Annotated in this window: 21 protein-coding genes and 1 pseudogene; 13 read left to right on the forward strand and 9 right to left on the reverse strand. The window is 61.8% G+C overall.

Going from position 1 to position 26,811, the window contains the following annotated elements; all coding sequences use genetic code 11:
• The first annotated feature begins 12 nt into the window (after positions 1-12).
• From V1293_RS26120 to ltrA, 3 genes are all read left to right on the forward strand, one after another.
• A complete protein-coding gene (locus V1293_RS26120; protein WP_334513391.1) occupies positions 13-486 on the forward strand; it encodes a hypothetical protein in 474 nt (157 codons plus the stop codon).
• Between the two features lie 950 nt (positions 487-1,436).
• Positions 1,437-1,787, forward strand: a complete 351-nt coding sequence (locus V1293_RS26125) for a hypothetical protein (protein WP_334513394.1) — start codon at positions 1,437-1,439, stop codon at positions 1,785-1,787.
• Positions 1,788-3,147: 1,360 nt separating this feature from the next.
• Positions 3,148-4,533 (forward strand): group II intron reverse transcriptase/maturase, encoded by a 1,386-nt coding sequence (gene ltrA, locus V1293_RS26130; RefSeq protein ID WP_334513395.1) that lies wholly within the window; start codon positions 3,148-3,150, stop codon positions 4,531-4,533.
• Positions 4,534-4,825: 292 nt separating this feature from the next.
• Here the strand turns inward: ltrA and V1293_RS26135 are convergent, their stop codons facing one another.
• From V1293_RS26135 to V1293_RS26160, 6 genes and pseudogenes are all read right to left on the reverse strand, one after another.
• Positions 4,826-6,490: an ATP-binding protein gene (locus V1293_RS26135; protein WP_334513397.1), complete on the reverse strand. Its 1,665-nt coding sequence runs from the start codon at positions 6,488-6,490 to the stop codon at positions 4,826-4,828.
• Positions 6,406-8,415, reverse strand: a complete 2,010-nt coding sequence (locus tag V1293_RS26140; RefSeq protein WP_334513399.1) for an adenylate/guanylate cyclase domain-containing protein — start codon at positions 8,413-8,415, stop codon at positions 6,406-6,408. Before V1293_RS26140 ends, V1293_RS26135 begins: the two co-directional genes overlap by 85 nt.
• Positions 8,416-8,537: 122 nt before the next feature.
• Complete coding sequence (locus tag V1293_RS26145; protein WP_334513401.1) at positions 8,538-8,732, reverse strand: hypothetical protein; 195 nt, start codon at positions 8,730-8,732, stop codon at positions 8,538-8,540.
• 559 nt (positions 8,733-9,291) lie between these two features.
• A pseudogene (locus V1293_RS26150) lies at positions 9,292-9,736 on the reverse strand (transposase); the annotation flags it as partial.
• Positions 9,736-10,374 (reverse strand): tyrosine-type recombinase/integrase, encoded by a 639-nt coding sequence (locus V1293_RS26155; protein WP_334513403.1) that lies wholly within the window; start codon positions 10,372-10,374, stop codon positions 9,736-9,738. The gene V1293_RS26155 and the pseudogene V1293_RS26150, both read right to left, overlap by 1 nt.
• Positions 10,375-10,471: 97 nt before the next feature.
• Positions 10,472-11,236, reverse strand: coding sequence for a response regulator (locus V1293_RS26160; RefSeq protein WP_334513405.1), 765 nt, complete (start codon positions 11,234-11,236; stop codon positions 10,472-10,474).
• A 38-nt stretch (positions 11,237-11,274) separates the two neighbouring features.
• On the opposite strand from V1293_RS26160, the gene V1293_RS26165 reads away from it, so the two are divergent.
• The 6 genes from V1293_RS26165 (at position 11,275) to V1293_RS26190 (ending at position 20,701) form a co-directional block, all read left to right on the forward strand.
• On the forward strand, positions 11,275-12,249 hold the full coding sequence (locus V1293_RS26165) for a cytochrome-c peroxidase (protein ID WP_334513407.1): 975 nt from the start codon (positions 11,275-11,277) through the stop codon (positions 12,247-12,249).
• On the forward strand, positions 12,246-14,726 hold the full coding sequence (locus tag V1293_RS26170; RefSeq protein ID WP_334513410.1) for a two-component system VirA-like sensor kinase: 2,481 nt from the start codon (positions 12,246-12,248) through the stop codon (positions 14,724-14,726). Before V1293_RS26165 ends, V1293_RS26170 begins: the two co-directional genes overlap by 4 nt.
• A 158-nt stretch (positions 14,727-14,884) precedes the next feature.
• Positions 14,885-16,495, forward strand: coding sequence for a calcium-binding protein (locus V1293_RS26175; RefSeq protein WP_334513411.1), 1,611 nt, complete (start codon positions 14,885-14,887; stop codon positions 16,493-16,495).
• Positions 16,496-16,522: 27 nt separating this feature from the next.
• The gene (locus V1293_RS26180) at positions 16,523-18,664 is read left to right on the forward strand and encodes a type I secretion system permease/ATPase (protein ID WP_334513412.1); all 2,142 of its coding nucleotides are present in this window, start codon (positions 16,523-16,525) and stop codon (positions 18,662-18,664) included.
• Positions 18,651-20,102 carry an HlyD family type I secretion periplasmic adaptor subunit gene (locus V1293_RS26185; RefSeq protein ID WP_334513413.1) on the forward strand — a complete coding sequence of 484 codons (1,452 nt, stop codon included), beginning with the start codon at positions 18,651-18,653 and terminating at the stop codon, positions 20,100-20,102. The genes V1293_RS26180 and V1293_RS26185 overlap by 14 nt, the downstream gene beginning before the upstream one ends.
• 74 nt (positions 20,103-20,176) lie before the next feature.
• Positions 20,177-20,701 carry a DUF3455 domain-containing protein gene (locus tag V1293_RS26190; protein ID WP_334513415.1) on the forward strand — a complete coding sequence of 175 codons (525 nt, stop codon included), beginning with the start codon at positions 20,177-20,179 and terminating at the stop codon, positions 20,699-20,701.
• A gap of 194 nt (positions 20,702-20,895) precedes the next feature.
• Here V1293_RS26190 and V1293_RS26195 read toward each other — a convergent pair whose 3' ends face one another.
• Positions 20,896-21,888 (reverse strand): AraC family transcriptional regulator, encoded by a 993-nt coding sequence (locus tag V1293_RS26195; RefSeq protein ID WP_334513417.1) that lies wholly within the window; start codon positions 21,886-21,888, stop codon positions 20,896-20,898.
• 298 nt (positions 21,889-22,186) lie between these two features.
• On the opposite strand from V1293_RS26195, the gene V1293_RS26200 reads away from it, so the two are divergent.
• Together V1293_RS26200 and V1293_RS26205 are read left to right on the forward strand one after the other, a co-directional pair.
• On the forward strand, positions 22,187-22,612 hold the full coding sequence (locus V1293_RS26200) for a GFA family protein (RefSeq protein ID WP_334513420.1): 426 nt from the start codon (positions 22,187-22,189) through the stop codon (positions 22,610-22,612).
• Between the two features lie 210 nt (positions 22,613-22,822).
• On the forward strand, positions 22,823-23,338 hold the full coding sequence (locus tag V1293_RS26205) for an OsmC family protein (protein ID WP_334513422.1): 516 nt from the start codon (positions 22,823-22,825) through the stop codon (positions 23,336-23,338).
• Here the strand turns inward: V1293_RS26205 and V1293_RS26210 are convergent.
• The gene (locus V1293_RS26210) at positions 23,319-23,525 is read right to left on the reverse strand and encodes a hypothetical protein (protein WP_334513424.1); all 207 of its coding nucleotides are present in this window, start codon (positions 23,523-23,525) and stop codon (positions 23,319-23,321) included. The genes V1293_RS26205 and V1293_RS26210 overlap by 20 nt on opposite strands.
• Before the next feature lie 30 nt (positions 23,526-23,555).
• Complete coding sequence (locus V1293_RS26215) at positions 23,556-24,308, reverse strand: GntR family transcriptional regulator (protein WP_334513427.1); 753 nt, start codon at positions 24,306-24,308, stop codon at positions 23,556-23,558.
• Between the two features lie 189 nt (positions 24,309-24,497).
• On the opposite strand from V1293_RS26215, the gene V1293_RS26220 reads away from it, so the two are divergent.
• Together V1293_RS26220 and V1293_RS26225 are read left to right on the forward strand one after the other, a co-directional pair.
• Positions 24,498-25,688, forward strand: a complete 1,191-nt coding sequence (locus V1293_RS26220; RefSeq protein WP_334513429.1) for a pyridoxal-phosphate-dependent aminotransferase family protein — start codon at positions 24,498-24,500, stop codon at positions 25,686-25,688.
• A 74-nt stretch (positions 25,689-25,762) separates the two neighbouring features.
• Positions 25,763-26,797: a TRAP transporter substrate-binding protein gene (locus tag V1293_RS26225; RefSeq protein WP_334513431.1), complete on the forward strand. Its 1,035-nt coding sequence runs from the start codon at positions 25,763-25,765 to the stop codon at positions 26,795-26,797.
• Positions 26,798-26,811: the final 14 nt, after the last annotated feature.

Raw genomic sequence — 26,811 nt, forward strand, 5'->3', positions numbered from 1 at the left:
GAGATCCTCTTCATGTTTAACGAGAGCAATATCCCGATCGACGATCGCCTGCTGATAAGTCGGGCCGCGCGTGTCCTCGAACGAACCGGCCTTGCGATGGCTGGCGCCATGATTGGGATATTCGTCGCTGCGCAGCTGGCAAGAACAAACGTCGCATTGTTCAACACGTTCGGTTTCATAGTGCTGACGGTACTAAGCGGGTTGATTGGTTTCTATCTGGGGGTCAACATTCCGCGGTTGCCGAATACCCTTAACGGCCGGCGATCCAACGTGGATCCCGTCGAATGGCTAAGCGCGGCCGGTACACTTCTCGCTGCGCTGGCCGCACTGGTGTCGGTCTACGCTCTCGTGTTCGACGAAGTCTTGCAGCGCGTCTGGGAATTCGTAATAGGCTCCTGGTGGGCAGTCGGTGTCATCATGCAAACCAGTGCCGGCCTTGCCGCCGAGCAACTGCCCAAGCGCCCATCGGCTCTAACAATCAATTAGCGAATGAGCGGACCGACCGCAACACGTCAAAGCCCTATTAGCCTCAAAACCCGGCGCTGGATACTCGTTCGGTTACGACGGGATCGTCAGCGGTTCTGGCGCTGACAGCGGAAGGCGGTCGTGCAGCCGACAAGTTCGAGATGGTCATCAATCTTAAGACCGCCAAATGTTGGCTTACGATGAGAGTTGCTAAGCTATTGCAAAGCGCCATGACAGCAACACTAGCGAGCCAATGTGTTGCACCTTGCGTCGCTATGTCGGTTTCTTGCCCTGGTCAGAAGTTGGAAGTACCAACTTGGAAGCGACTTGTTCCAGCTAAGCCCTTCCGGGCCTTGGGTCGCGATCGAACCCTCCTCAGCACGTTTTTCTACGATCCGTATGCTGACGTGATCTTGGCTAAGAAGCTCACTGTGGTCGTCGATGAGGCGAAGCTACCGCAGAATCGATCTCCGATAAGCTAGAATTAGCAGGAACGGCTGCTTATGGCGCAAAGGGGACATACCCACGCGGAGGCGTCGCGCTTGGAGTCACGCACGCCGGCATAGTCAACGATCGTCGAAGCGCCCACGAGTCGATGCTGGCGGCTTGCAGCCGGGCATCCAAGGCCGCAGATTACCTACGCAGGTTGGCCTCTGCAGAAATCGCGGCGTGAGTACCCGAACGCGAAGCCTGGCCGGTGAGCCAAATGACGAACGTGACAGGCGATGGTCGGCGACTTCTACTTGCAGCCGCGGCAGATCGTAAGCTTGCGCTTTAGTTTCTCATCTTCCGCTTGATCGACCGATAGCTGCCCTGCGATACTATCGGACTCTTGACTGAGCTTGGGCTGTTTTGCTGGGCGCGGCCTAACGGGTCGCGTCGTCTGGCCTGACGTGTCACCGTCGTCGACGATACCGATGCTAAAGCCATCGTAGTCGGCGGCCGGTTTAGGCGACGGCGGGAGCCTACCGATGGTCGGTGTAGACGAAACGTCGTCGGACGCCGTCGGCGGCGTGTCCTTAACAGTGGCAGTTGGTAGAGCCTCAGTGGCGATCGCCGGTCGTGGCGCGTCCTTAACGGTTACTGGTGGTGCCGAACGCTTGGCGGTCGCTGTCGGCGACGGAACGCCATCAGTCGCCGATGGCGGCCCAACATTGGTCGTCGCCGATGGTGCAGAACTTTTGGCCGTCGCCCGTGGCGGCGACACGTTGGGCGTCGCCATTGGCGGCCAAACGCTGTTGGTGGTGGCCGGAGGTGCTGAACCCTTGTCAGTCAACGGTGGCGGCGGGGCAAGCGAAAGCGGCGGGGTAAGCGAGGTTTGACATCTAGCGCTGTCGTACAACCAAAAACTGACAGACAAGAAGCCAAGGGCAAATAGCGCAGCGTTTTTCATCGAATTCTGCAAACCGCTTCGATTTGAAATCATTGATTGCGTGACTCTTCCGGCCACGCTTCGGGAAAAATATCCACTATTCACATGGCGATAAAAGTTGACGGAAATGGGGAGCAACAAGCGCGTTTCGGTCCGCTTATGTGAAGGTTTTCGGATGCCGGCCCATGAAGGTGGTGCCGCGCACACCGGGGCCGGCGTACGAAAACCTCCAAGGGAGGAAACCGCGGGAAGGGGTACGTGGGCTTGGCCGCGGGCTCTATGGGGATTTGTCTGCGGCGTGCGATCTGAAGGTTGAGTGAATTTCAACGGCGGCCGGCTCGCCCCGCGAGCACAACTTTAACGTTCTGGCATGAATGTTGTAAAAACGCCTTTCGCACCTCTTGTAATTTCAAAGAGTTACGCGTTGCAAAAAGAGCGCACATTTCAACTTCTGCGTTATGCGCCTGGTAGCGATCTTTGAAGCGCATGGGCCGAACCGATGCTTGAGGGCTCGAAAAGACCTTGAGCTTGTCTAACGAAAACTATTTCGAGACGTCATCTTATACATCACTAATGAGGATCACCGCATCTCCGATTGCACCGGTTTCGTCATTCGAAATCGTTGACGCCGCGGATGCAGCCTTGCTGGATGTTCGGCGCGAGATCGAGCATCTTCATGCTTCGATCGTGCGCCGCCGCAACAGACCTGTAGCCTGATCGCTCCACGGCACACTCTGTCTTGAGTGAGGTTGCGAACCCCTCAATCTCAAGACAGGACGCCCCGTCGCGCTATCGTGTTGGCTGCGTCGCCCGCCGCAGCGCCCCTACCGCGCGAGCGGTTTAGTCGTGTGCTGGGCATGCTCAGTAGCTTGGAGGTGAAAGTCCTCTACTCAACCTGATGGAGGTGAAGGGTTAGCGACAACGCAAGGGCTGTCGCCGCGAGGCGAGGTCTGAAGGAAGCGTACAGCAAACGTGCGAGTCGATGGACAAACATCGGGTACAAGGCGCGAGCGTCGGACGAGCGGGCCACTTACCGTGAAGTCCATATCCATCAAGGATGCGAAGCGTAGACCCGGCGACGGTGCACGGAAGGCGACTGAGATTACCCCAGGAGATCTGCTCTGTGTCGCTTCGGCGACTGAGGGCGCCGTGAGGCGGTCTGACCGCAGGGCAGAAGTCAGCAGAGGGCATAGTGGGTCATGTCGTCGGCGAGGCTAGTGAGGCACTCCGGGCCGAAAGGCGGAGTCAACAGATAGGTCGAGCCGGGAACGGTGGCTGAAGGCCCGAACGAGAGGAGAGGCAAGTAGGACATGAATCTCGAGAGCGACAAGCGGCTGAACATCCAGTTGAGACTGGACTTCTCATCGACGCCGACGGGTGAAGCCCGGCAGGCGGGACGGGAAGACATCGAATCGCTCTCGGTGGTGAGTGAGCCCGAACGCCCAGCCAACACGAGTCGAATCATGGAGGAAATATGTGAACGAGCAAACTTGAAGGAAGCATTGCGGCAGGTGAAGGGCAACAAAGGTAGCGCCGGCGTCGACCGGATGACGGTCGATCAACTCGGCGATTATCTGAAGCAGCACTGGCCGGCTATTCGGGAGCAATTGCTGAACGGGACCTACGAACCGAAACCGGTGAGACGGGTGGAAATCCCGAAGCCGGATGGCGGGGTGCGAAAGCTTGGCATCCCAACCGTGCTGGACCGCTTTATCCAGCAAGCGGTGATGCAGGTTCTGCAGAGGCGATGGAATCCGACGTTCTCCCAATACAGCTATGGGTTCCGACCGCGTCGGTCGGCGCATCACGCCGTGGCTCAAGCGCAGCAGTACGTTGCGCAAGGCAACGGATGGGTGATCGATCTCGATCTGGAAAAATTCTTCGATCGAGTCAATCATGACAAACTGATGGGCCAAATTGCCAAACGGATCGAGGACAAGCGGCTGTTGAAGCTCATCCGGGCATTTCTGAATGCAGGGGTGATGGAGAACGGACTGGTCAGTCCGAGCGTGGAAGGCACTCCGCAAGGAGGACCGCTTTCGCCACTGCTAAGTAACCTCGTGCTCGACGAACTCGACCGCGAACTGGAGCACCGGGGACACCGCTTTGTTCGTTATGCGGACGACTGTAACATCTATGTTCGCAGCGAACGCGCGGGTCAGCGGGTGATGGAGAGCATCTCGCGCTTCATCACACAAAAGCTCAAGCTCAAGGTAAATGAGGCGAAGAGTGCGGTGGCACGACCGCAGGAACGGAAGTTCCTCGGGTTCAGCTTCACGGCTGGTCCAGGCATCAAGCGCACGATCGCGCCGAAATCGCTGGAGCGGTTCAAGCAGCGAATCCGAGAGACCACGCGAAGGGCCAAGGGCGTCAGCATCAAGACGACAATGGAGGAGCTGGCTAAATATATGTGTGGCTGGCGCGGCTATTTCGGCTTCTGCGAAACGCCCGAGGTGTTGATCGCTCTCACTCGCTGGGTCCGGTTACGATTGCGGGCCGCTCTTTGGCGCCAATGGAAAACACCAAGGCGTCGCCGAGCAGCACTCATCGCACTGGGAGTCTCGGGGCAATTGCGCAACACGGCCGGGAGCGGCCGTGGACCCTGGCATATTGCCCGGAGCAAAGCCCTTTCCGTGGGACTCTCCAATGCCCACTTCAAATCGCTCGGTCTCCCGTCACTGATCGAAGCGCGTTAGCGTAACTTCTCGAACCGCCGTATACGGACCCGTACGTACGGTGGTGTGGGAGGGGCGGAGCCGCGAGGCTCCCCCCTATCCCGATCCCTGGCGCGAAGCGGACATTCGCCAAAATGCGGAAGTCTGCCAAGTGCCGGATCCGGAGGCAGCGATTGTTACGGTCCTAACGGGCATTTGACGCTGGCCCTCGGCCGAGGCGATTGCGTGGACCTCGCTATGGCTGCACTTCGTAATGCCGGTGCGCTGCAACTGCTCCAGTGGCCACGACATCAACTCAACGGCAATGCCCCGTTTAGCATCTGCTGACCCGGTCGATCACGTTCTTTGCATCCTGTAAGTCCGGTTCGGCAAACCCTTCCGTAAACCAGCCAAAGACGGGTCCGATCAGGTTGGAGGCTTCAGTCGTCCGATCCTGATGGATCCAGAGCCGCGCAACCGATGTTGCGGCACGCAACTCGAGCATCCTTGACGCCTGGCTCCGTGCGACCTGAAGCGCCGTATCAAGGTGGCTCTCGGCCATGGCTTGGGCATTGCTCTCGCCGATTGCCAGCACCGCTTCCGCCTTCACCCGCCACAGCTCCGCGTCGAACCCTCGTTCGCTGGTTTGTTCCGCCACTTGCAACGCCTCATCCGCGACGCGCAGTGCTTCGTCGGCGCGTCCGGCCGCCAGATTGGCCACCGCGAGCCCGCCCAGCATTGCCGGACGGAAAGAATAATTGCCAACCTGGCCGCACAAGCCCATGGCGGCCTGTATCCGCACAATGGCTTCGGCTGCGCTTCCGTGAGCGAGGATTGCAAGCGCCTCGAACCACGCGCTCCTCGCAGACCAGTGCGGCAGGCCGTGATGCTTAGCATGGGCACCCAGCCTACGGGCACAGTCGGCGAGTGCTTCCGGATCGCGGCGCCGGACCGCCGAGATGCCGCCGGCAAAGTACAACGCATAACCGATCGTGTTGGGGTGATTGAGGTTCGCCGCAAATTCCAGCGCCTCGCGCTCGATCGCCCGCGATCGCTCCGGATACCCGGCATGCCACAGGGAGATGCCGAGATGACATCTCGCGCTGACGCCAAGGTCATGATTGAAGCGCCAAGCAAGCGGTCCGTGGCGATCCACATCATAGTTCGCCAACGCTTGTTCCGCGTGGTCCAACGCCAATGCGAAGTCCCCAATCGAGTTTTGGGCGCAGGCAATCATGCGATGGCCGATGCAGAGAGAGGACGCATCAGCCTGGTCCCCCGCCCGACTCAGAAATTCCTTGCCGGTCTCCAAGGCCTTATCGAAATTCGCGCGGCTGTAATACGCGGAAAAAAGGCCGTGATAGATCGGCCCTGACCGCGACGGATCATTGACTGAGCGAAGAAGGTCGCGCGCGTGCTCATAGGCGGCGATGGTTTCGGGGGCGCCATACCCCCGTGTCACATTGAGCGCGGGTCCCAGCGCCGCCCAGAGCTCGAACTCCGTCCGGTCACGGACAGCATCCGCCGGAATCCGGTCAAGGAGTTCCAGGCCCTTCTCAAGGTTGACGGCCGCCTCGATATTGGCGAACCGGCCTGCCGCGAGATGGCCCGCCTTCAGCCAATATCCAATTGCCTCCTCAAACAGGCCTGCTTCGCTGCAGTGATGTGCCAGCACGTCCGGGTGCCTTGCTGACATCTCCGGAAAATCGCGCTTGATGGCCTCGGCTATCTGCGCGTGAATTCGAGCACGCTGGCTCTTCAGCAGAGTCTCGTAGGCGGCATCCTGGACCAGCGCGTGCTTGAAGGTATACAGCGCGTCCGGCGGGCTGCCCCGTTGTTGGACGAGTTCGGATGCCACGAACTGGTCGAGAAGCGGCGAAAGCTCGTGGTCGGCCAGCTTCGACACCGCCTGCATCAGCTCATACGAGAACTCGCGCCCGATGGCGGCTCCGATCTGGGCGATGCCGCGCACCGGCGCGAGCCGATCGAGCCTCGCCACGAGGGAGGCTTGCAGGGTCGTCGGCACGGCGAGCGCCGGCAGTGGGCCTGAGAGCACATAGCGTGTTCTTGCTCGCGCAAGGCGCCGCTCTCGAGCACCGATTTTGTCAACTCCTCGACGAAGAGCGGAACGCCGTCGGTGCGCGCCACGATCTGCTCCTTGAGGGCGGCGGGCAATTCCTTGCCGCCTGCCACGCGCGCGATCATCTCGGCGTTGTCGCGCGGCCCCAGACGGCTCAAGCCGAGTGCGGTGACATGCGGCTGGCCAAGCCAGGGCGGCACGAACTCGGGACGGAACGTTACGATGAAAAGGACAGGCAGGGCGCGGATGTGCTCGATAGTACGATCGAGAAGGTCGCGCGAGGTCGGGTCGGCCCAGTGCACGTCCTCCTGGATCATCAACACGGGTGATCGCTCAGCGAGCCCGCTGATTTGGCCGACAAGGCGTTGGAGGAGGAGTTCCTTCCGGCGCTGCGGGCTCAACGCAGGGTCGGAATACCGCTCACCGGTCGGGATCGACAGTAGTTCCGCAAAGAGTGCCGCGTCTTGCGCGACCTGCCCCGAGGATAAGGTGAGCATCGCCTCCAGCTTGTCCAGTTTGGTCTCGTTGCTATCCGAGCGATCGAACCCTGCGGCATGTTCGAGCTGGCTGATAATCGGATGTAGCGCCGTCTGCGTGCGATGCGGGGAGCAGAAATAGCGCAGATGCACGTGCGGCTCTCCGGCGACCGCTTCCTGGAGCGCAACGGTGAGCCGTGACTTGCCGATGCCGGGCTCGCCGGAGATCAGCACCACGCGGCCTTCGCCACCCTTCACCTGACTCCAGCGGCGCACCAGGACGTCGAGTTCCTCGTCGCGCGCGACAAGCGGCGTCCGGCCAGGGTGTAGCGCCTCGAATCGACTCTCGATAGCGCTCTCGCGCAACACCTGGGTGGCGTGGACCGGCTCGGCGATGCCCTTGAGCGCGACGGTGTCGAGATCACGATAGTCGAAGAGGCTCCCGATCAGGCGCCGCGTGCTGGCACAGATCAGCACCGCGCCTGGTTCGGCCAGTGCCTGCAGACGCGCAGCGAGATTCGGCGTTTCGCCGACGACCGCCTGCTCCTGTGCAGCGCCTGCGCCGATGAGGTCACCAACCACGACGAGACCTGTGGCAATCCCGACACGCACCTTGAGGGGCTCGACATTGTGCTCTGTCTGGAGTTGTCCGACGGCTCTGGAGACTGCAAGACCTGCCCGAGCCGCGCGCTCCGCGTCGTCCTCGTGCGCATTCGGATACCCGAAATAGATCAGAAGACCATCGCCCATATATTTGGCGACGAAGCCGCCATAGTGGTCGACCACCTCGGCGACGCAACCGTGGTAAGTGGCGATTACCTCTCGGAGATCCTCGGGATCGATACGCGCCGAGAGCGCAGTCGAGCCGACGAGATCGCAGAACATAACGGTCAGCTGTCGACGCTCGGCAGTGTTCGCCGCTGTCGCGGCCGGGGCGAAGACCCGCGTTCGCCGCGCCGCCGTGCCGGACCCCGCTGCCGCGAGCGGGGCGCCACAGTCCGCGCAGAACTTCTTACCCGGCGCGCTCTCGTTGCCGCAAACCTTGCATCGCCGCGGCAATCGCTCGCCGCAGTCACCGCAAAACGACTTGCCATCGGGGTTGGCGCTACCGCATCGCGGGCAATCCATCTGGACCCCCCTCTTGGCATCGCGTAGCCATAGCCGCGCCGGCAGTTTGACGTTATACCCGTGCTTCGCAGTTGTCAGCGGAAACAGCCTGCGCGCAGTGCAGTTGCTGGGAGGGGGTTCCTGGCGCCGTCGGCTATCTCGGCATCGAGATTGACGACGCCCGTAGGGTAGCGGAACAAACTGACGTCTGAACCGGAAAGGCAGAGCGGATCCCCCAAGGTCGCCCATGACCGAGACCATTGCTATGGTCGTCGCCGCCAACTTGGCCGCGAGTGCTGAACGCTGCTGTTCGAGGGGCGATCACTGCCCCGGCCAACCAACGTGGCGGCCAGCACTGGCGATCAGTCGTAACAATCTTCGCCTCAGACCGGGTATTCACCTACCACGCTGCGACGCTTGACGTAGAGCCAGATTTGGAACGCGGCCATGATACTCACCATATTCACCACTTCACCCGGTGACCTGCCGCCGAGCAAACCAATCACCGGCATCGCCCGCCGCTGCGCATGAACGTGGGGGTTGGAACGGGGGGTAAAGAGGAGAGCGCAATGAGCCATTCCATGCTCCGCATGTCTGCTCTAGGTCTTGGCTGCGTAAAAACGCAGCGGCGCTGCGCTGGCGTAGAATGAGCATTCCACCAAGTGTCGTATCCGGTCGTCGAAACTTCGCGTGCTTGTTCGGTTGCAATTGATTTCGGAAAATTATTCTCGTCGTCGTTCGATTTTTTGAGTTTTTACACAGCCGGGTCAAAAGCTGACTTGCGGGAAATGACCGCTGTTGTGAAGGGTTTCGGATGCCGGCCCCATGACGGTGGGGCCGCGCGCACGGGGGCCGGCGTCCGAAAGCCTCCAAGGGAGGAAACCGCGCTTGAGGGAATGAAGGCCGTGCCGCAGGTGCTATGGCGATTTGAGAGCCGCGGGAGAGATTTGTGATCGGGATCGAGCCGCCCCGGCAAGTTGGCCGACGGTGAAGCGGCTGGTGAATCGGCGGCGGATTGCGTCGGACATGAAGAACTGTCGGACGATTTGAGACGAGGGCTGGATATCTGAGCGTGCTCTGCCGTGGCCGGTCGAAGGCCGGCGAGCGCGATGACGAGATTTGCGGGATTGTGACGGCTCATGAGGTGTCGATCCTGATGACGTTCGTTGGAGCTGTCGGCCGATGCCGTGGCGTTGCACCGCGCTCGAAGACCTCGATGATGATCATGCGACCGCCGCAGCATGGACAACTCGGTTTGTTGAGATCGACGGCGGTTGCGGCAGGCTGGCCTTCAGGTTTTGCAACGGCGAGCAGCTCACGGGCGCGTGCGATGTTGTCGGCGCAAGCGCTTTTGGCAAACAGGCCGTAGTGGCGGATGCGGTGGAAGCGGGATGGCAGCACGTGGATGAGGAAGCGGCGGATGAACTCGTCCGTGGCGAGCGTCATGCGCTTGTATCGATCGCGGCCCTCGATGCGGTAATCCTTCCACTTGAAGGTGATGCCGTGCTCGTCGAAGGGCAACGCGGTGGGTGTAACGCGCCAGATAGGCCAGCACAGCTTCAGGTCCGCCGAATGGTCGCTTTAGACGCGCTTGCTGATCTCCGCCATCTGGGCGGCGGCGTGGCAGGCGCGATTGAGCTGGCGCGTGGTCATCGGCTGCGCCGGATCGCGGCCCGGAAACAGCCATCCCTGCGGCCGCGCCGCCTTCCACCAGGCCCGCAGCAGGTTGAGCAGGTGCGGCGACAACATGACGTTACGGTCCTTGCCGCCTTTGCCTTGCTCGACGCGGATGATCATTTGCTTGCTGTCGATGTCGGAGACCTTGAGCGAGATGACCTCGGTGGCGCGCAGGCCGGCGCCGTAGGCCACGCTTAGCGCCGCCTTGTACTTGAGCCCGGGTGCCGCATCGAGCAGCCGCGCCACTTCCTCCGGGCTGAGCACCACCGGCAGCTTGCGCGGCTCGTGAATGACATGGGTGTGCTCGACGATCTCGTGGCGCTTGAGTGTGACCTTAAAGAAGAACCGCAGCGTCGATACGGTCTGATTGATGGTCGGCACACCAACACCGCTCGCCGCCAGATGTAGCTGGTAGCGGCGCACGTCCTCGAACGTCGCCGTATCCGGTGATCGCCCGAGAAACGCCGCGAAGTTCTTGACCCTCTGCACGTAGTCATGTTGGGTCTTCGGCGCTAACTTGCGGATCGTCATGTCTTCGATCATGCGCCGGCACGCTAGACGGTTGTCGCCGCTATGACGCGCTTTTAACACGCATTTGGGGCTCAAGATCGCCTTCGCCTCTCAGCACAAAGGCGTGTGATCAGACGCGCTCAACGGCAACCGCGAAAACATATCCGACACCGCGCTCGGTCTGGATGACGCGCGGCGCGCTGGAATCTCGTTCGAGCTTGCGCCGGAGGCGAAGGATCTGCACGTCGATGCTGCGATCGAAGATATCCTCGTGAACGCGAGTTGCTTGCAGAAGGTGTTCTCGGCTCAGCGGACGCTGTGGGGCTTCGAGGAACGCGAGCAGCATCGCGTACTCGCCTTTGGTCAGCGCTACCGGGACGCCAGCCGGGTCGGTCAACTGGCGAGCACGGCGATCAAGCTGCCAGCCGGAAAATCGAAATCGTCCGCGCTCTGACTCGCGGGCGGGCGCTGTTCGGCCGACATCGAACCGCCGCAAAACCGCTCGCACACGCGCGAGAAGTTCACGCAAGTTGAATGGTTTCGTCACGTAATCGTCGGCTCCGAGTTCCAATCCGACAACGCGATCGATGTCGTCGCGGCGATGACCGGTAATGATGATGACCGGCACGTCGGAGCCGAGCCGGACCTCTCGCAATAGATCGAGGCCATCCTCCAGCCCCAGCCGAAGATCGAGGATCACCAAGTTTACCTCGGTGTCGCCGAGTTGATCGACCATTTCCTGGCGACGGGACGCCAGAAGGGTACGGATGTTGTTCTCCCCGAAATAGTTTAAGATCATACGCTGCAAGGCAGGGTCGTCCTCCACGACGAGAACGCATAGCTGGTGATCAGTGCTACCGAGAGGGCTCGGGTCTTTCAGTGATGAAGCGGTCATTCCATCCAACCCCTTCGATGATGTCGCGGGAGAAAACCATGTCGGCCAGCGTGTGCAGGATAGCTTATCTCCTGCTCGCCCTCGCTTGCCTCAACGCAGGCTCTCCGGCGGCTGCTCAACCGTCAACACTCCATGCCCCCGCCGAGCGTGAGCCGATCACGCCAATTCCTGGCGCACCCGACCAGAACCAGCAGCGTGTGCTTCTCGGAGAGAGACTGTTCGGCGACCGGCGCTTGTCTCACGGCAATACTCATAGCTGCTCGTCGTGCCACGATATAAGGACCAACGGCGCCACTGCCAATACCCGCGACACACCCGAGGGGCAGTCGATGGCACTCAATACGCCGACGGTCTTCAACGCCAGCTTGAATTTTCGCCTGAACTGGGAAGGAAACTTCCGCTCGCTCGAGGAAGGGGGCGAGAACAGTCTTCGCAATCCTGCGATCATGGCGTCGAGCGCTGACGAAGTCGTGAACAAGCTCCGTGCCGACCCTGAAATTGTCAGACAATTCCGCGATGCGTACGGAAAGGAGCCCGATGCCGTTGCCCTCCTCGATGCGATCGCGACCTACGAACGGTCCCTGGTCACGCCGGGCAGCCGCTTCGACCGGTGGCTGGCGGGAGAAGCCGACGCGATCACTGCCGAGGAGCTGTCCGGCTATCAGGATTTCAAGTCGCTCGGCTGCGTCACCTGTCACCAAGGCGTCAATGTGGGCGGCAACCTTTTCCAGCGGCACGGCGTTTTTCATCCGCTGGGCTCTCCAGAACCCGTATTGCTTCGCGTCCCGAGCCTGCGAAATGTCGCGACCACTGCGCCCTATTTCCATGACGGCAGCGCCCCCACGCTGCCGGAAGCCGTCAAGGCCATGGGCATCGCCCAACTCGACCGCGTGCTAACCGATCAGCAAATCGCCGGCATCGTCGCGTTCCTCAACACGCTGACTGGCACCTACGGAGGCCAAATAGTGAGGCCAGCGGCCGTCACAGCACGCAACGGCAACGCAGTCCGATGAAATTCCTGCCAGTCACCCTCGGGTTCTCACTGTTGCTCGCGCTCTTGACCTGGTTGTTGCTACGCGGAATCGATACGAACGCCCCCAGCTACGCCATGGCTCTTCGCGCCTTTGACGACTACGCACTTGCCGAAGCTTCCCTTCATCGCGACGTTCTACAAGCGCGCGCCGGCCTGCTTCGCGACTACGACAGTTTTGCCGGCGCTGTGCAGGCGATGCGGGACGCGGTGGCCCGGCTTCGTCTCTACGCGCGAGCCGAGCGCCTTGATACGCGGCCGTTTGACAGGCTCGAAACATCGGTCGCCCAGCAGGAAGATTTGATGGAGCAATTCAAGACCAACAACGCTCTCCTGCAAAACTCGCTGTCGTTTGTTGCGCTTCTGAGCACGGATCCGGCGTTCCGCACCCACGACGCGAAACTCGCGCCGGCGATGAGTGCGCTGGCGGCAGCAGTCCTCTATCTCGCGCGCGACAGATCGCCGAACGCTGTCAAAGCGCTCCAGGAGCGGATCGACCAGTTTGCAGCGCAGGCACCCGCGGCCGGGCCGGACGCGGACACCGCACGGGTAATGCTCGCGCACACCCGTTTGTTGCGTGATTTGATGCCCGCGGTCGACGAAACGCTCAGGGCCTTCACCGCCATACCCGGCACACAGCCCCTCGAGGAGACCCGCGCGATGTTTTCCCGCCACCGCTCCATGGTTGAAGCGGGCGAGCAGCGCTTCCGGCTGTTGCTCTATCTGGTGTCGCTGCTGTTGCTCGTCATGCTCGCGTTTGTCGGCCTACAGCTGCGTGCCCGCGCCATTGCACTGCGGCGACGAGCGACCCTCGAGCATGTCATAGCCGAGAACTCGACTCGCCTCATCAATTGCTCTCCGGCCGAGACCGGAGAGCGGCTGGAGCAAGTGCTGGGCGAGTTCAGCCGGACCATTAACGCCGATCGCGCCTATGTGGTGCTCGGTGAGAATCCGGTTCGGGTGCACACCTGGTCCAGGTCCGGGGAAGCGTTTCCGCCGGGCTGGCCTCACCAGGCGCTAACATTGTCCGAACAGCTCGGCGTGGCCGAACCGGACAGCATCGCCGTTACGGATGTCGCCGCCCTGCCACCCAGTCCCGTCAAGGACGTGCTGACGGCGGCTGGCGTGCGCTCCTGGGCATGCGTGCCGCTTATCCGGCCCGGCCGGCGGTTCCGAAGCATCATGGGCTTTGACCGCTTTCAAACGATCCGAAACAGGGACTTTCCGGTGCCGATCGTGCGGCTCGTCGGCGACGCCGTAGCCAACGCCGTCGAACGCGAATTCCTTGAGCGCGACAAGGCGAGACTCACGATGCGGCTGGAGCGGGCGCGCCGCATGCAAATGGTCGGGTCGCTTGCAAGCGGAATTGCACATAACTTCAACAACATCATCGGTGCGATTCTCGGCTATTCGGAGATGATTGAGCCGCATCTCGCGCGCGGCACCAAACCGACCCAACATATTGACGAAATACGCCGGGCGGCCGAGCGCGGCCGCGACCTTGTTGACAATATCCTCACCTTCGGGCGGCGGACCGACACACGCGCTCGTCCGGTGCAGGTACGCACGCTGCTTGACGAGGCGGCGTCCTTTCTGCGCGCCTCCCTCTCGTCCGGCGTCGAGCTCGTCTTCGAGGAAGTGTCACGTGACCTCGGCGTGTCCGGTCACCCGGCCCAGTTGCAACAGGTCATCCTCAATCTGTGCACCAATGCCGCTCAGGCGATGGACGACGGCGGTTGCATCCGCGTTGCTGCTGCGCAGCAGGAGGTGACCACCTTCCTTCGAAAGAGCGACGGCGAACTGTCGCCGGGCCGCTATGCATGCATTGCCGTCAGCGACAACGGGCGTGGCTTCGATGAGCGTGTGGCGCGCCGAATATTCGAGCCGTTTTTCACGACTCGATTGGCCGGCACTGGCCTCGGTCTCGCAACCGTTCGCGAAATCGTTCGCGATCACGATGGCGTCATCGATGTCCAAAGCGAACCCGGACGAGGAAGCCGCTTTGAGGTGTGGCTGCCGGCGTTGTCGGCCGATAGTGCTGCAATGGCCGGACAGCCATCACTCCCGCTCGGGCGCGGTGAGACAGTGATGATTGTCGAAAGCGAACGAGTACACCTGTTGCAAGATGAAGAAAAACTTGCAGCTCTCGGATACGAACCGGTCGGGTTCGAGCGGGCGGACGATGCACTTGCCGCATGCCGCTCCGAGCCCCATAGATTCGATGTCTTTCTGGTCAGTCACGGGTCACAGACCAAAAGCAGCCTGGATCTGGCACGGGCTCTGCACGAGATCGCGGCGCTTCAGCCGGTGCTGCTTGCGGCCGCTTCCACGATCGACGTCAGCGTCAATGCACTGACTGAAGCCGGAATTTCCGAGGTGCTGCGCTGGCCATTGACAAACACCGAACTCGCCGCGGCACTGGCACGCTGCCTGCGCCGGTCCGGCACGTTACAATTGTAACACGATAGCCATCACCTGAAATACTTCCGTAGCGCCGGGCCGCCCATTCTGACGGCCCAACTGTGTACACGCGCGCACAGGATCGCCAAGGACGCGAACCATAGCAAACAAAAGCGCGCAAATGCGCTGATCATCGATTTTTCGAAAGGATCACCATCATGGCTATCAAAGCTAACTTTTTCCGTAACGCCCGCCTGCTGTCGGTGTTCGGCGACAACGCCGACAACACGATCGTCGCCAGTCGCGACGCGGCCGGCAACATCCTCCTCAATAACGGCAGCATATCCGTCGCGGGCGGCAGCCCGACGGTTGCCAACACGGCGTTGATCCAGGTGTTCGGCCAGGGCGGCAACGACACGATCACGCTCAACGAAGTCAATGGCGCCCTGCCCGCCGCCCAGTTGTTCGGCGGCGCGGGCGACGACACGTTGACCGGCGGTTCCGGTAACGATCAGCTTTTCGGCGGCTCGGGCAACGACAGCCTCCTCGGCAAAGGCGGTGCCGACCTGCTGTTCGGCGGCGCCGGCAACGACACGTTGACCGGTGGCGATGCTAACGACCAGATGTTCGGTGAGGCCGGCAACGATCGCATGATCTGGAACCCGGGTGACGACAGCGATCTCATGGAAGGCGGCGATGGCAACGATACCGCAGAGGTTAATGGCGGTAATGGCGCTGAAGTATTCACCATCACCGCCAATGGCGCCCGCGTACGCTTGGACCGCACCGACCCGGCTCCGTTCATCCTCGACATCGGCACTACAGAGAACCTTGTCATCAATGCCAGTGGCGGCGACGACACCATCATCGCCGGGAACGGCCTTTCCTCCCTTATCCAGCTCACCGTCGATGGCGGTGAGGGCAATGACACGATCGTGGGCGGCGACGGCGCCGACAAGCTGCTCGGCGGCGACGGAAATGATTCGATCACGGGCGGGCGAGGCAGTGACACGGCGCTGCTCGGCAACGGCGATGACACGTTCATCTGGAATCCCGGTGACGGTAGCGACACGGTCGAGGGGCAGGCCGGTGCCGATACGTTGGTGTTCAACGGTTCCAACATTGCCGAGCAGATCACTGTATCCGCCAATGGCTCGCGCGCCAGACTGTCGCGCGACATCGGCGGTGTCGTCATGGATATGAACGGGACCGAGACCTTCAACGTCAACGCCCTGGGCGGATCCGATCTCATCACGGTCAACGACCTCTCCGGAACCGACGTTAGTCAAGTCAACATCGACCTTAGCCAAAGCGGCAACCCCGACGGCGCAGCCGACACGATCGTCATCAACGCGACCAATGGCGATGACGTGATCTCGATCAGCAACGAAGACGGCGTAGTCACGATATCGGGCCTCGCCAGCGAGGTGAGGATCACCAATTTCGACGCCAACGATACGATCGTCATCAATGGCCTCGGCGGCGATGACGTCATCGAGGCGTCCGGGCTGAGCGGCATGAAGCTTATCGCCAATGGCGGTGATGGCGACGACATTCTGATCGGCAGCCCCGGCAATGACACGCTCTCTGGCGGCGCAGGAGACGACGTTCTGCTCGGCGGCGGGGGACTGGACGTCCTCGACGGCGGCACCGGTTCGAACACCGTCATTAACTCGCTCATGGCCGCGAGAGCAACCGACGGTACGAGTGCTGCCCTGCTGAGCCAGTTCATGGCCTCGAGCTTCGTCTCCGCGGGTGACGGTCAAGGCGCAGCGCCGATTGCCGATCCGTCCACCCAGCAACCGTTGCTGGCGCAACCTCACGCCTGACGCGACGTCGCCCTGGAGAACACCACAATGAGCACCGAAGCCAGCGACGCCAGACCGACCGATCCTGGTCTCGAAGCGCTCGTGACGCTGCTGCATCTCCAGGGTGTCGCGGCCGATGCCGGACAAATCGCGCATCGGCTGGGAACGGACAAGATTGGCGCACCGGAGATGCTCCGGTGCGCCAGGGATCTCGGACTCAAGGCGCGTGCCTGCCGGATCGACTGGTCGCGGCTTGCGAGCACACCTTTGCCTGCCATCGCGTCCCTGCGCGATGGCGGGTTCCTGCTGGTCGCGAAGGCCGACGGGCAAAAGGTTCTGGTTCAGTCGCCGCTGGCACCCCGGCCGGCGTTGATGACCCGGGATGAGCTTCTGGCAGTCTGGGACGGCGGGCTGATGCTGATGACCCGCCGCGCCGGATTGTCGGACTTCACCAGACGGTTCAACATCACTTGGTTCTTGGGCGCGATCCACAAATATCGCTATCTCCTGAGCGAAGTCCTGCTCGCGTCGTTCTTCCTGCAGCTGCTCGGCCTGGTCTCGCCTTTGTTCTTTCAGGTCGTCATCGACAAGGTGCTGGTGCACCGCTCCTTGAGCACTCTCGACGTTCTCGTTCTCGGACTGGTCGCCATTTCGGTTTTCGAGACCGTGCTGGGAATTCTGCGGACCTATCTGTTCGCGCACACCACCAATCGCATCGACGTCGAACTCGGGGCGCGCCTTTTTCACCACCTGCTGGCTTTGCCAATGGCCTATTTCCAGGCGCGGCGTGTCGGCGATTCCATCGCGCGGGTGCGCGAACTGGAAAACATGCGCAATTTCCTCACCAGCTCGGCGCTTACGCTGGTCATCGACCTGTTGTTCACCTTCGTCTTTCTGGCGGTGATGTACTTCTACTCACCGCTTTTGACCTGGATCGTGCTGGCTTCCTTCCCGTTCTATATCGCGATCTCGGCGGGGGCGACGCCGCTGTTTCGCCGTCGCCTGGATGAGAAATTCCAGCGCGGCGCCGAGAACCAGGCCTTCCTGGTCGAGAGCGTGACCGGGATCGAGACGCTAAAGGCCATGGCGGTCGAGCCGCAGATGCAGCGCCGCTGGGAGGAACAGCTCGCCGGCTACGTCTCAGCGAGCTTCCGGGTCCTGAGCCTGGGCAACAGCGCGAGCCAGACGGTCCAGTTGGTCAACAAGATCGTCACGGCTGGCATTCTTTATTGCGGCGCTAGGCTCGTGATCGACGGCAGCCTCTCCGTCGGCGAGCTCGTCGCCTTCAATATCCTGGCCGGAAGGGTGAGCGCGCCGGTGCTGCGTCTCGCCCAGATCTGGCAAGACTTTCACCAGGCCCGCCTGTCGATCGCGCGGCTGGGCGACATCCTCAACACGACCGCGGAGCCGGCCTATGCGGCGGGGCGCGCGCGGCTGCCGGCGATCCGCGGCGACATCAAATTCGACCACGTCTCGTTCCGCTATCGCATCGACGGCCAGGAAGTCCTGCACGATGTCAGCGTCGACGTGCCAGCCGGCCAGACGATCGGCATTGTCGGCCCCTCCGGGTCCGGCAAGAGTACCATCACAAAGCTGGTCCAACGCCTCTACGTCCCGGAGCGCGGACGGGTGCTGGTGGATGGAATGGATATCGCAATGGCCGATCCCGCCTGGCTGCGCCGCCAGATCGGCGTGGTCTTGCAGGAGAACGTGCTGTTCAATCGCTCGGTGCGCGACAATATCGCGCTCGCAGACCCGGCAATGCCGATGGACCGCGTCATCGCGGCAGCGCAACTTGCTGGTGCGCACGAGTTCATCCTCGAGCTCGCCGAGGGCTACGACACCGTGGTCGGCGAGCGCGGATCTACCCTCTCGGGCGGCCAGCGCCAGCGCATCGCAATCGCGCGCGCGCTCGTCACCGATCCGCGCATCCTGATCTTTGACGAAGCGACCAGCGCCCTTGACTATGAAAGCGAGCGCATCATTCAGCAGAACATGACGGACATCGCCAAAGGGCGCACGGTACTGGTGATCGCGCACCGGCTCTCGACCGTACGGACGGCGGACCGCATCGTCACGCTCGATCGCGGCCGGCTGGTCGAGGACGGAAGCCACGACATGCTGATCAAGACCGGCGGCCGTTATGCGTCACTGCATCGGTTGCAAGGGGGATTCCATGAGGTCGGCTAAATCATCGGTGCGCGCCGAGCCTTCGCCACGAATCATCCCGTTTCGGCGTACGCGGCGGCGCGGCGAAGAGCTGGCATTTCTGCCAGCCGCGCTTGAAATCGTGGAAACGCCGCCGTCGCCGACCGGCCGCGCGATCGGGAGCGCCATCATTCTCCTGTTCTGCCTGACGCTGATCTGGGCCTGGTGGAGCCCGATCGATATCGTTGCGTCGGCGACCGGAAAAATCCTCCCCAGCGGCCGCGTCAAGGTCATTCAGCCGTTCGAGACCGGAGTAGTGCGTTCCATTCGGGTGCAGGATGGGCAGGCGGTCAAAGCAGGCCAAGTCCTGATCGAACTTGACCCGACCGCGAACGAAGCGGAGCGCGACCATTTGCGCAATGACTTGCTTGCCGAGCAGCTCAGCACCGCGCGGTTGCGAGCGGCACTATTGGGCGGCGACGATCCCTTAGACGATTTCATGCCCCCTGCCGGAGCCGATCCTGAACTGATCGCTACCCAGCGACAGCTCTTGCTGAATCAGGTGACCGAGCATCGGGCCAAGGTCGCCGCGCTCACCCGTCAACAGGCGCAGAAGGAAGCCGAGCATGCCACGACCGCGGCGACGATCCACAAGCTCGAGACGATCATTCCAGTGATCAAGTGGCGCGTGGACATCCGCAAGACGCTGGTGGAAAGAGAGTTGGGCTCGAAGCTCAGCTATTTCGAGGTGTTGCAGCTCTTGGTCGAGCAACAGGAGGAGTTCAACGTTCAAAACAGCCGCCTGCATGAGACGGAGGCAGCCATTGCCGCGATACGCGAGACCCGTGGTCAGGCGGCGGCGGAATATCGGCACACGATCTCCGACGACCTCGCCAAGGCCGAGCTGAAAGCCAAAGGCCTGGCCCAGGACCTGATCAAGGCCGAGCAAAAGACCAGGCTTCAGTTATTGACGGCACCGGTGGACGGCGTGGTGCAGCAGCTCGCGGTTCATACCGTCGGCGGCGTGGTCACGCCGGCGCAGCCCCTCTTGGTCTTGGTGCCGAGCGACAGCCGGCTGGAGATTGAGGCCATGGTGTCAAACAGCGACATCGGTTTCGTCCATGCTGGGCAACCGGCCGAGATCAAGGTCGATACCTTCAACTTCACCCGCTACGGACTGCTGCACGGCGCGGTGCTCTCGGTCTCGCAGGACGCCGTGATCCGCGATCGTCAACAGGACCGCTCCGGCGAGCGAGCGCTCCGAGCTGCCAACGAGACCAGCGAGCCGAAAGGCCAGGAGCTGAACTACAGCGCCCGTATTTCGCTCGAGCGCACTCAGATGCAGATCGACGACAGGTTGGTCAATCTATCGCCCGGCATGGCGGTGACGGTGGAGATCAAGACCGGTGCGCGGAGCATCCTGAGTTATCTCCTGTCGCCTTTGCTGCGCTACCGGCAGGAAACGTTGCGCGAGCGCTAGGTGTGGAGCGACCTTCGCCTCCATTCCGAAAAAAGCCGCTCAAGGATTGAACGACCCCAAAGCAGAGAGGAACGATGAATATTCTTTCCAAAGTGTTGCTCAGCGCCGTTTGGCTTGCCTCTGTTTTGCCTACCGTCGAGGCATCCTCACAAGCACCCCCAGCGTTTGACGTGCGTAATGCCACGGTAATCGCAACCCTTCACGCGGAAGGTGCTCAAATCTACGAGTGCAAACCCGATTCCTCCAAGTCTGCATCGCGGCCTCACGCGCTGACGTGGCAGTTCCGCGAGCCCATCGCCACGCTGATTATTGGCGGGCAATCAGTTGGGAGGCACTTCGCGGGCCCAAGCTGGGACTACATCGATGGCAGCGGCGTGAAGGGCCGGGTGGTCGCGAGTGCGCCCGCGGCTACCTCCAATGATATTCCGTGGTTGGAAATCGAGGTTGTGGACCATCGCAACGATGGCATCCTGTCCGATGCGACAACCGTCCAGCGCACCAACACCAGGGGCGGGGTCGCGCAAGGATCGTGCGAAACAGCCGGCCAATATCTCATCATCCCGTACGCCGCGGATTACGTGTTTCTGCGCAAGAGTTGACGATGTGGCTCCCGAATTCATCCCGAGTGGCACGCTAGACTTCTTGGTCGTCCAGAAGCGGAAGTCGCTCCCTTTTCGTCCCGTCATTTCTGCGTGGGCGCGTCGCAGGGCTTCTTTTGACCTGGAGACGGAGGTTCGGCAAAGGCCGCGGTGCCCATAACTGCCGACAGCGCACTGATGCACCCCAGGCTATTTCACCTTGGATGGGATGCGTTCGCACGGGCGCCGAGCCGCCAGGCCGAAGGCGGCACGCCCATCATCTTCTTGAAGGCGCGGCTGAACGCGGCTTCGGACTCGTAGCCGATCTCGGCGGCGATCGTCGCCATGTTGGCATTGCCCCGGTTCAGCATCTCGGAGGCGACCTGCATCCGCCACTTGGCGAGATAATGCATCGGGGGAATCCCGACGAATAGCATGAACCGTTCGGCCAGCACAGTGCGCGAGGCGCCGCATTGCCGCGCCAGTCCCTCGATGGTCCAGTTGAATGACAGCCGGGCGTGGATCAGTCCCAGTGCCTTGCCGACCGCGGGATCGCGCAAGCCCGCAAGCCATCCGGCGTCCTGCTGCGGCAACGTCTCGATATAACGCCGCACCACGTCGATGAACATCAACTCGCTAAGCTTGGTTAGCACGCTTTCGCTGCCGGCGCGTTTGTCGGCAACTTCAGCAACTGCAAAGTGGATGAACTGGCCAAGCCAGCCTGCGTCATTCTTGCGCGGGTCGCCGGCTTTCAGCATCGGCGGCAGCGCCTCGAGCAGCGGGTTGAATGGCCTGGAATCGCAAGCGAGGTAACCGCATACGAGCTTGGCCGATACCGTCCCGCCATTCATGAGATTGATGTGGAAGGGAAGCTGGCCGGCCTCGGCTATATCGATCATGTCAGCCGTGGGCGGATCCGCGCGCATGCCGGCGTCGCTCGACATCACGTGCGGATCGGCATTGGTGAACATGACGACTTCGCCGGCCTCGAGGGAAACCGGCTCCCCGCCGTCGAGGCTGGCGAAGCAGCGTCCCGCCGTCACGACATGATAGGCGATGAGATGATCGGCTCCGGGCAGGATTTTCGGCAGGATCAGGTCGCGCGCAGGAGAATGAACCGACCACGGCTCCTGCGCGGCGATATCGAAATACGCAGCGCCAGTGAGCCGCACGGTCTTGAGGACATCAGACAGGGTATCCGTCGCCATCTTCTGCCGCTCGACCCAGGGTTCGGTTGTGTATCGTACCGATTAGGTAGTCAGAGTACGCGATCCGTTCAACGGCTTCGCAATTTCCGGACGCCTGATCAAGCAAGCCGGACGCTAGGTCAAGCAGCGACACTTCAATTGACTTCCGGTGAAATCGATTGATCAAGTGCAGATTAAGCCCGGGACGCCCTGTCAAGCAATGCGAACGCGAAATCATTCAGTTCGGCGCCGGACCGCAGTAAGACGGCGGCGCGGACACGAGGCAATCGTCCTCGGCGTGAACAAGGAGACGAACATCATGACGACGCATAAGGGCAAATGCTTTTGCGGCGCGGTCGAAGTTGAAGTGCAAGGCGCGCCCGAAGCCATGGGCTACTGCCACTGCTCATCCTGCCGGTCGTGGTCGGCAGCGCCGGTGAATGCATTCACGCTCTGGAAGCCGCAGAACGTGGCAATTACGAAGGGCGCGGAGTTTCTCGGCAGGTTCATGAAAACCGAGATGAGCAACCGGCAGTTCTGCAAGCGCTGCGGCGGCCACCTGATGACCGACCATCCGCCGCTCGGGCTGGTCGACGTATACGCCGCCACGATTCCGACGCTGAAATTCAGCCCGGGCGTCCACGTCAACTACGCCGAAACGGTGCTGCCGATGAAGGACGGGCTGCCGAAGCTGAAGGATTTTCCGGCAGAATTGGGAGGCACCGGTGTGGCCGTTCCTGAATAATCCGGTGGCCTGGACTTTGGTCGCGCTGATCATATCCAGCGTCGGTCTGTATCATGATCTGCACTGAGCAAGTCTGTTTGCGGCGTATCACTGCGACTTCGCTGCTGTCTGCCCGTCAGATATCAATCAAATCATCTGATGACCTCGCTTGCCCGTGTCGAACGATCGGCCCGGATCATGGAAACTATTGACCTGCAAAGGAGACAACTCATGGATCTCATCACGTTCAAAAACACCCAAGGGCCAATCAAGGCACGTTACGCCGGCGAGGCAGAGGAAGCCCTTCTCACATTGAAGGCCGCCGGCGCGGCAGACGACTCTGCCGTTCTCTGCAAGGTGGAAACAGGCCGCGGGTTGGCTGTCGCCGGCATTCATCCAAAATGCGGTGGTACGGGTCTCGAACTCTGCTCGGGCGACATGCTGCTGGAGGCATTGGTCGCCTGCGCCGGCGTGTCGATGCGCGCTGCCGCCGCCGTCCTCGACATCCCCGTGAGATCGATCAAGGTCAGCGCCGAGGGTGACGTTGACCTGCGAGGCACCCTCGGGATTAGCGACGACGTTCCCGTTGGCTTCAAGGAAATCAGGCTGGCGTTCGAGGTCGATGCCGACGCATCTCGGGCACAACTTGATCAGCTCGCGGAACTCACTGACAAATATTGCGTCGTGTTTCAAACCATCCAGGGCCGCCCCACGACCAGCGTCAGCATCAGCCGCAGTCAGCCTTAGACGAGCGGATCTCGATCGGGTCGCGCCCCTTTACGGGCAGGCGCACCACCGCGCCGTCGCGGTTGATCGCCTCGGCCTCAGTCGGCAAGCAGACCAGCGTCGCGTTGTGCCCCGCCATCGCAAGCTTCGTGGCGAGGAGCGAACCGTAGGAAGCTCCAAGAAGGAGAACACTAAAGCTCGATGTCATCGCTTGCTCCAGGGTTGGAGGGGATGCGGACTAGCTCGCAGGCCTGTTACGCGCCGCGCGCTCGCCATTCTCTGGGTCGCGGCCGATGGTTTGTGACGCCGCCTCATACTTCTTCAGAAGGTGATCGAAGAGAATCGATCCCAGCTCCTGGCCGTCGCGGTTGCGCAAGGCGTCGAGCATCAGCTCGTGCTCTCTCATGGCTTCGCCCCAGCGGTCGCGGACGATGGTGTTGGCCGAATAGCGAAACTGGCGCATTCGCGCGGTGAAACCTACGTAGGTCTCCTTCAACGCGGGGTTTCGCGCAGCTTCGACGATGCTCAGGTGGATCGCCTGGTTGAGGCGGAAATAGGCGGGCAGCTCGCGCCGCATATAGCAGCCGTACATGTCGTAATGCAGGCGCTCGATCGCAGCGATCTCCGCGTCCGTGATGCGCGCACAGGCGAGCCGCCCGGCCGCGGACTCGAGGGCGGCGAGGACTTCGAACAGATTCCGGACGTCCTCTTCGGTGAAACAGCGAACTCGGGCGCCCCGATTGCGCCGCAGCTCGACCAGGCCTTCGGCCGCCAGAACCTTCAAGGCTTCCCGGAGAGGCGTCCGCGAGACACCGATCTCGGCGCAAAGCTCTTTTTCGGGAACCCGTGCGGCCGGCGGCAGCCGCCCCTCGACGATCAGGTCGCGCAGGCGCGACAGCACCTCGTCGTGAAGGGTATCGCCCTCGCGCTCCTTCGAATTAACGGCGGAGCAGTTCGGAGCTTGACCGTAATGCAAAATTGTTTCCGTCACGTTCGCGGCGCTCCGCGGGAAAGGTTCTCAGACTCCATTATCTCACGAAGGATGGCGGGCGACATTAGACAAGATGTCGAAAATCCGGACCATTGTCGCAGACTTGTACTCCATTCTTTCGTTCCGCGACGAAGGAATGCATGCAAGATTTGGCTGAGCAAAAGGCTGCGCGACTGCGAAGGAATTCCAATGAGCTATCAGCCCGGCCGTCATTTCCTGCAGATCCCCGGCCCGACCAACACGCCTTTGCCAGTACTTGCCGCGATCGGCAGGCCGACGATCGACCATCGCGGGCCGGAATTCGGGACGCTCGGGCGTGACGTTCTGTCGGGCATCAGAACCATCTTCAAAACGACGAACCCGGTCGTGATCTATCCGGCCTCGGGCACGGGGGCGTGGGAGGCCGCGCTCGTCAACACGCTCTCGCCTGGCGACCGCGTGCTGATGTTCGAAACGGGTTGGTTCGCCACTTTGTGGAACCGCATGGCGACGAAGCTCGGGCTGGCTCCGGAGTTGATCAAGGGCGACTGGCGCTCCGGCGTGAATGCAGACGCGGTCGAAACGCGCCTGCGGGAGGACAGAGCGCGGGAGATCAAGGCGGTCGCCGTCGTGCACAACGAAACTTCGACGGGCGTGACCTCGAACATTGCCGCCGTGCGGCGCGCGATCGACAGATCGGGCCATCCGGCGTTGCTTCTTGTCGATACGATTTCGTCGCTCGGTTCGATCGACTATCGCCATGATGAATGGGATGTGGACGTGACCGTCGGCGGCTCGCAGAAGGGCTTGATGCTGCCGCCTGGCCTTTCCTTCAACGCCGTGTCCGACAGGGCGCTCGCCGCATCGAAGCGTGCAAGGCTGCCGCGTTCGTTCTGGGACTGGGACGACATGCTGGCGAGCAACACGAACGGCTATTTCCCCTATACGCCGGCGACCAACCTCCTGCAGGGTCTGAAGGTCGCGATCGAGATGCTGCACCAGGAGGGACTCGACAACGTCTTTCGCAGGCATCAGCGCGCGGCCGAGGCGACCCGGCAGGCGGTGCGCCATTGGGGCTTCGAGATCCAGTGCGACAACGACGAAGAGTATTCCTCCTCGCTGACGGCCGTGCGCCTGCCGGAGGGCCACTCGGCCGACGCGCTGCGTGCGGACATTCTCGGGCGCTGCAACATGTCGCTCGGCAACGGGCTCGGCCCGCTCGCCGACAAGGTGTTCCGCATCGGCCATCTCGGCGACTTCCATGATCTCATGGTGACGGGAGCGCTGTCGGGCGTAGAGATCGGCCTGAAAGCCCGTGGCATTCCATACCACCCAGGGGGCGTCGATGCGGCAATGAGTTACCTCGCCGGTAACGCGGGGGCGCCCGCGGAGGCTGCCTGAGCAATCAAAGCGCCGCTTTCTCAGAAGCGCGGCGACGGATCCACCCACTCGCAAAGGGAGTAGAGGGAGTGCATATGCGCAACGTTCTGGCGGCCAGCGCCATCCTGGCCTTTTCCGCAGCGGCTTACGCCCAAGAGCCGATCAAGCTCCGCGTCGCCGGCAATCTGCTCGCGACCGGGCTCATTCAGCAGAACAAGGAGCAGCCCTTCTTCGAAAATCTGGCGAAAAAGTCGGGTCTGCCTCTCGACGTCGATTACAAGCCGATGGACGTGGTCGGCATCAAGGACGCGGAGGGGCTGCGTGTTCTGAAATCTGGCCTCTTTGACATCGTGACCTTACGCGTGGCGCAGGTTTCGCGCGACGAACCCTTCCTGCTCGGCGCCGATCTCGTCGGGCTGAATCCGAATTACCACGTCGCGCGCAAGGTCGTGGACGCCTATCGCGAGGCTTTCGACAAGCGGCTTCAGGAGCGTTTCAACGGCAAGCTTCTGGCTATCTGGCCGTTCGGCCCGCAGGTGGTTTTCTGCAATGCCACGATCGGCGGCCTGGCCGATCTCAAAGGCAAGAAGGTCCGCGTCTATGATCAGTCGCTGGCGAAGTTCATCGAGCAGATCGGCGGCATCCCGGTCTCGATCTCCTTCGGCGAAACGCAGCAGTCGCTCCAGCGCGGCGTGGTCGATTGCGCCATCACCGGCCCGAGCTCGGCGAATTCAGCCGGCTGGCCCGAGGTGACTACCCACTTCATGCCGATCGGGTTCCAGATCGCGCTCAACGCCTATGCGATGAACCTTAACAGCTGGAAGAAGCTGACGCCCGAGCAGCAAAGCAAGCTGACCGCCGCCTTCAATGATCTCGAGAGCGAAACTTGGGCTTACTCGAAGGAGCTGTTTGACGACGCCGCTCGCTGCAACGTCGGCAAGGAGCCTTGCACGACGGTGAAGAAGTTCAAGATGACGGAGGTGCCGGTTAAGGAGGCGGATCTAAAGATGGTGCAGAACGCCATCGCGGCCGTCTCGCTCCCGGCCTGGTCGGAGGTGTGCAACAAATCCTTCTTGGGCTGCAGCGACACTTGGAAGAAACTCGTTGGGCCGATCGCTGGTGTGAAGTGAGACGCATGGGGCGG

It is taken from the genome of Bradyrhizobium sp. AZCC 1693 (assembly GCF_036924745.1).
GTDB lineage: Bacteria > Pseudomonadota > Alphaproteobacteria > Rhizobiales > Xanthobacteraceae > Bradyrhizobium.

Bases quoted from the DNA above. Each gene is read 5' to 3' on its own strand.
- V1293_RS26140 (WP_334513399.1), bottom strand. From the start codon at position 8,415: ATGGTCTCGGTCATGGGCGACCTTGGGGGATCCGCTCTGCCTTTCCGG.
- V1293_RS26125 (WP_334513394.1), top strand. From the start codon at position 1,437: ATGGTCGGTGTAGACGAAACGTCGTCGGACGCCGTCGGCGGCGTGTCC.
- ltrA (WP_334513395.1), top strand. From the start codon at position 3,148: ATGAATCTCGAGAGCGACAAGCGGCTGAACATCCAGTTGAGACTGGAC.
- V1293_RS26195 (WP_334513417.1), bottom strand. From the start codon at position 21,888: ATGGCGACGGATACCCTGTCTGATGTCCTCAAGACCGTGCGGCTCACT.
- V1293_RS26180 (WP_334513412.1), top strand. From the start codon at position 16,523: ATGAGCACCGAAGCCAGCGACGCCAGACCGACCGATCCTGGTCTCGAA.
- V1293_RS26220 (WP_334513429.1), top strand. From the start codon at position 24,498: ATGAGCTATCAGCCCGGCCGTCATTTCCTGCAGATCCCCGGCCCGACC.
- V1293_RS26185 (WP_334513413.1), top strand. From the start codon at position 18,651: ATGAGGTCGGCTAAATCATCGGTGCGCGCCGAGCCTTCGCCACGAATC.
- V1293_RS26160 (WP_334513405.1), bottom strand. From the start codon at position 11,236: ATGACCGCTTCATCACTGAAAGACCCGAGCCCTCTCGGTAGCACTGAT.
- V1293_RS26145 (WP_334513401.1), bottom strand. From the start codon at position 8,732: ATGGCTCATTGCGCTCTCCTCTTTACCCCCCGTTCCAACCCCCACGTT.
- V1293_RS26190 (WP_334513415.1), top strand. From the start codon at position 20,177: ATGAATATTCTTTCCAAAGTGTTGCTCAGCGCCGTTTGGCTTGCCTCT.
- V1293_RS26225 (WP_334513431.1), top strand. From the start codon at position 25,763: ATGCGCAACGTTCTGGCGGCCAGCGCCATCCTGGCCTTTTCCGCAGCG.
- V1293_RS26165 (WP_334513407.1), top strand. From the start codon at position 11,275: ATGTCGGCCAGCGTGTGCAGGATAGCTTATCTCCTGCTCGCCCTCGCT.
- V1293_RS26175 (WP_334513411.1), top strand. From the start codon at position 14,885: ATGGCTATCAAAGCTAACTTTTTCCGTAACGCCCGCCTGCTGTCGGTG.
- V1293_RS26205 (WP_334513422.1), top strand. From the start codon at position 22,823: ATGGATCTCATCACGTTCAAAAACACCCAAGGGCCAATCAAGGCACGT.
- V1293_RS26210 (WP_334513424.1), bottom strand. From the start codon at position 23,525: ATGACATCGAGCTTTAGTGTTCTCCTTCTTGGAGCTTCCTACGGTTCG.
- V1293_RS26155 (WP_334513403.1), bottom strand. From the start codon at position 10,374: ATGATCGAAGACATGACGATCCGCAAGTTAGCGCCGAAGACCCAACAT.
- V1293_RS26120 (WP_334513391.1), top strand. From the start codon at position 13: ATGTTTAACGAGAGCAATATCCCGATCGACGATCGCCTGCTGATAAGT.
- V1293_RS26200 (WP_334513420.1), top strand. From the start codon at position 22,187: ATGACGACGCATAAGGGCAAATGCTTTTGCGGCGCGGTCGAAGTTGAA.
- V1293_RS26170 (WP_334513410.1), top strand. From the start codon at position 12,246: ATGAAATTCCTGCCAGTCACCCTCGGGTTCTCACTGTTGCTCGCGCTC.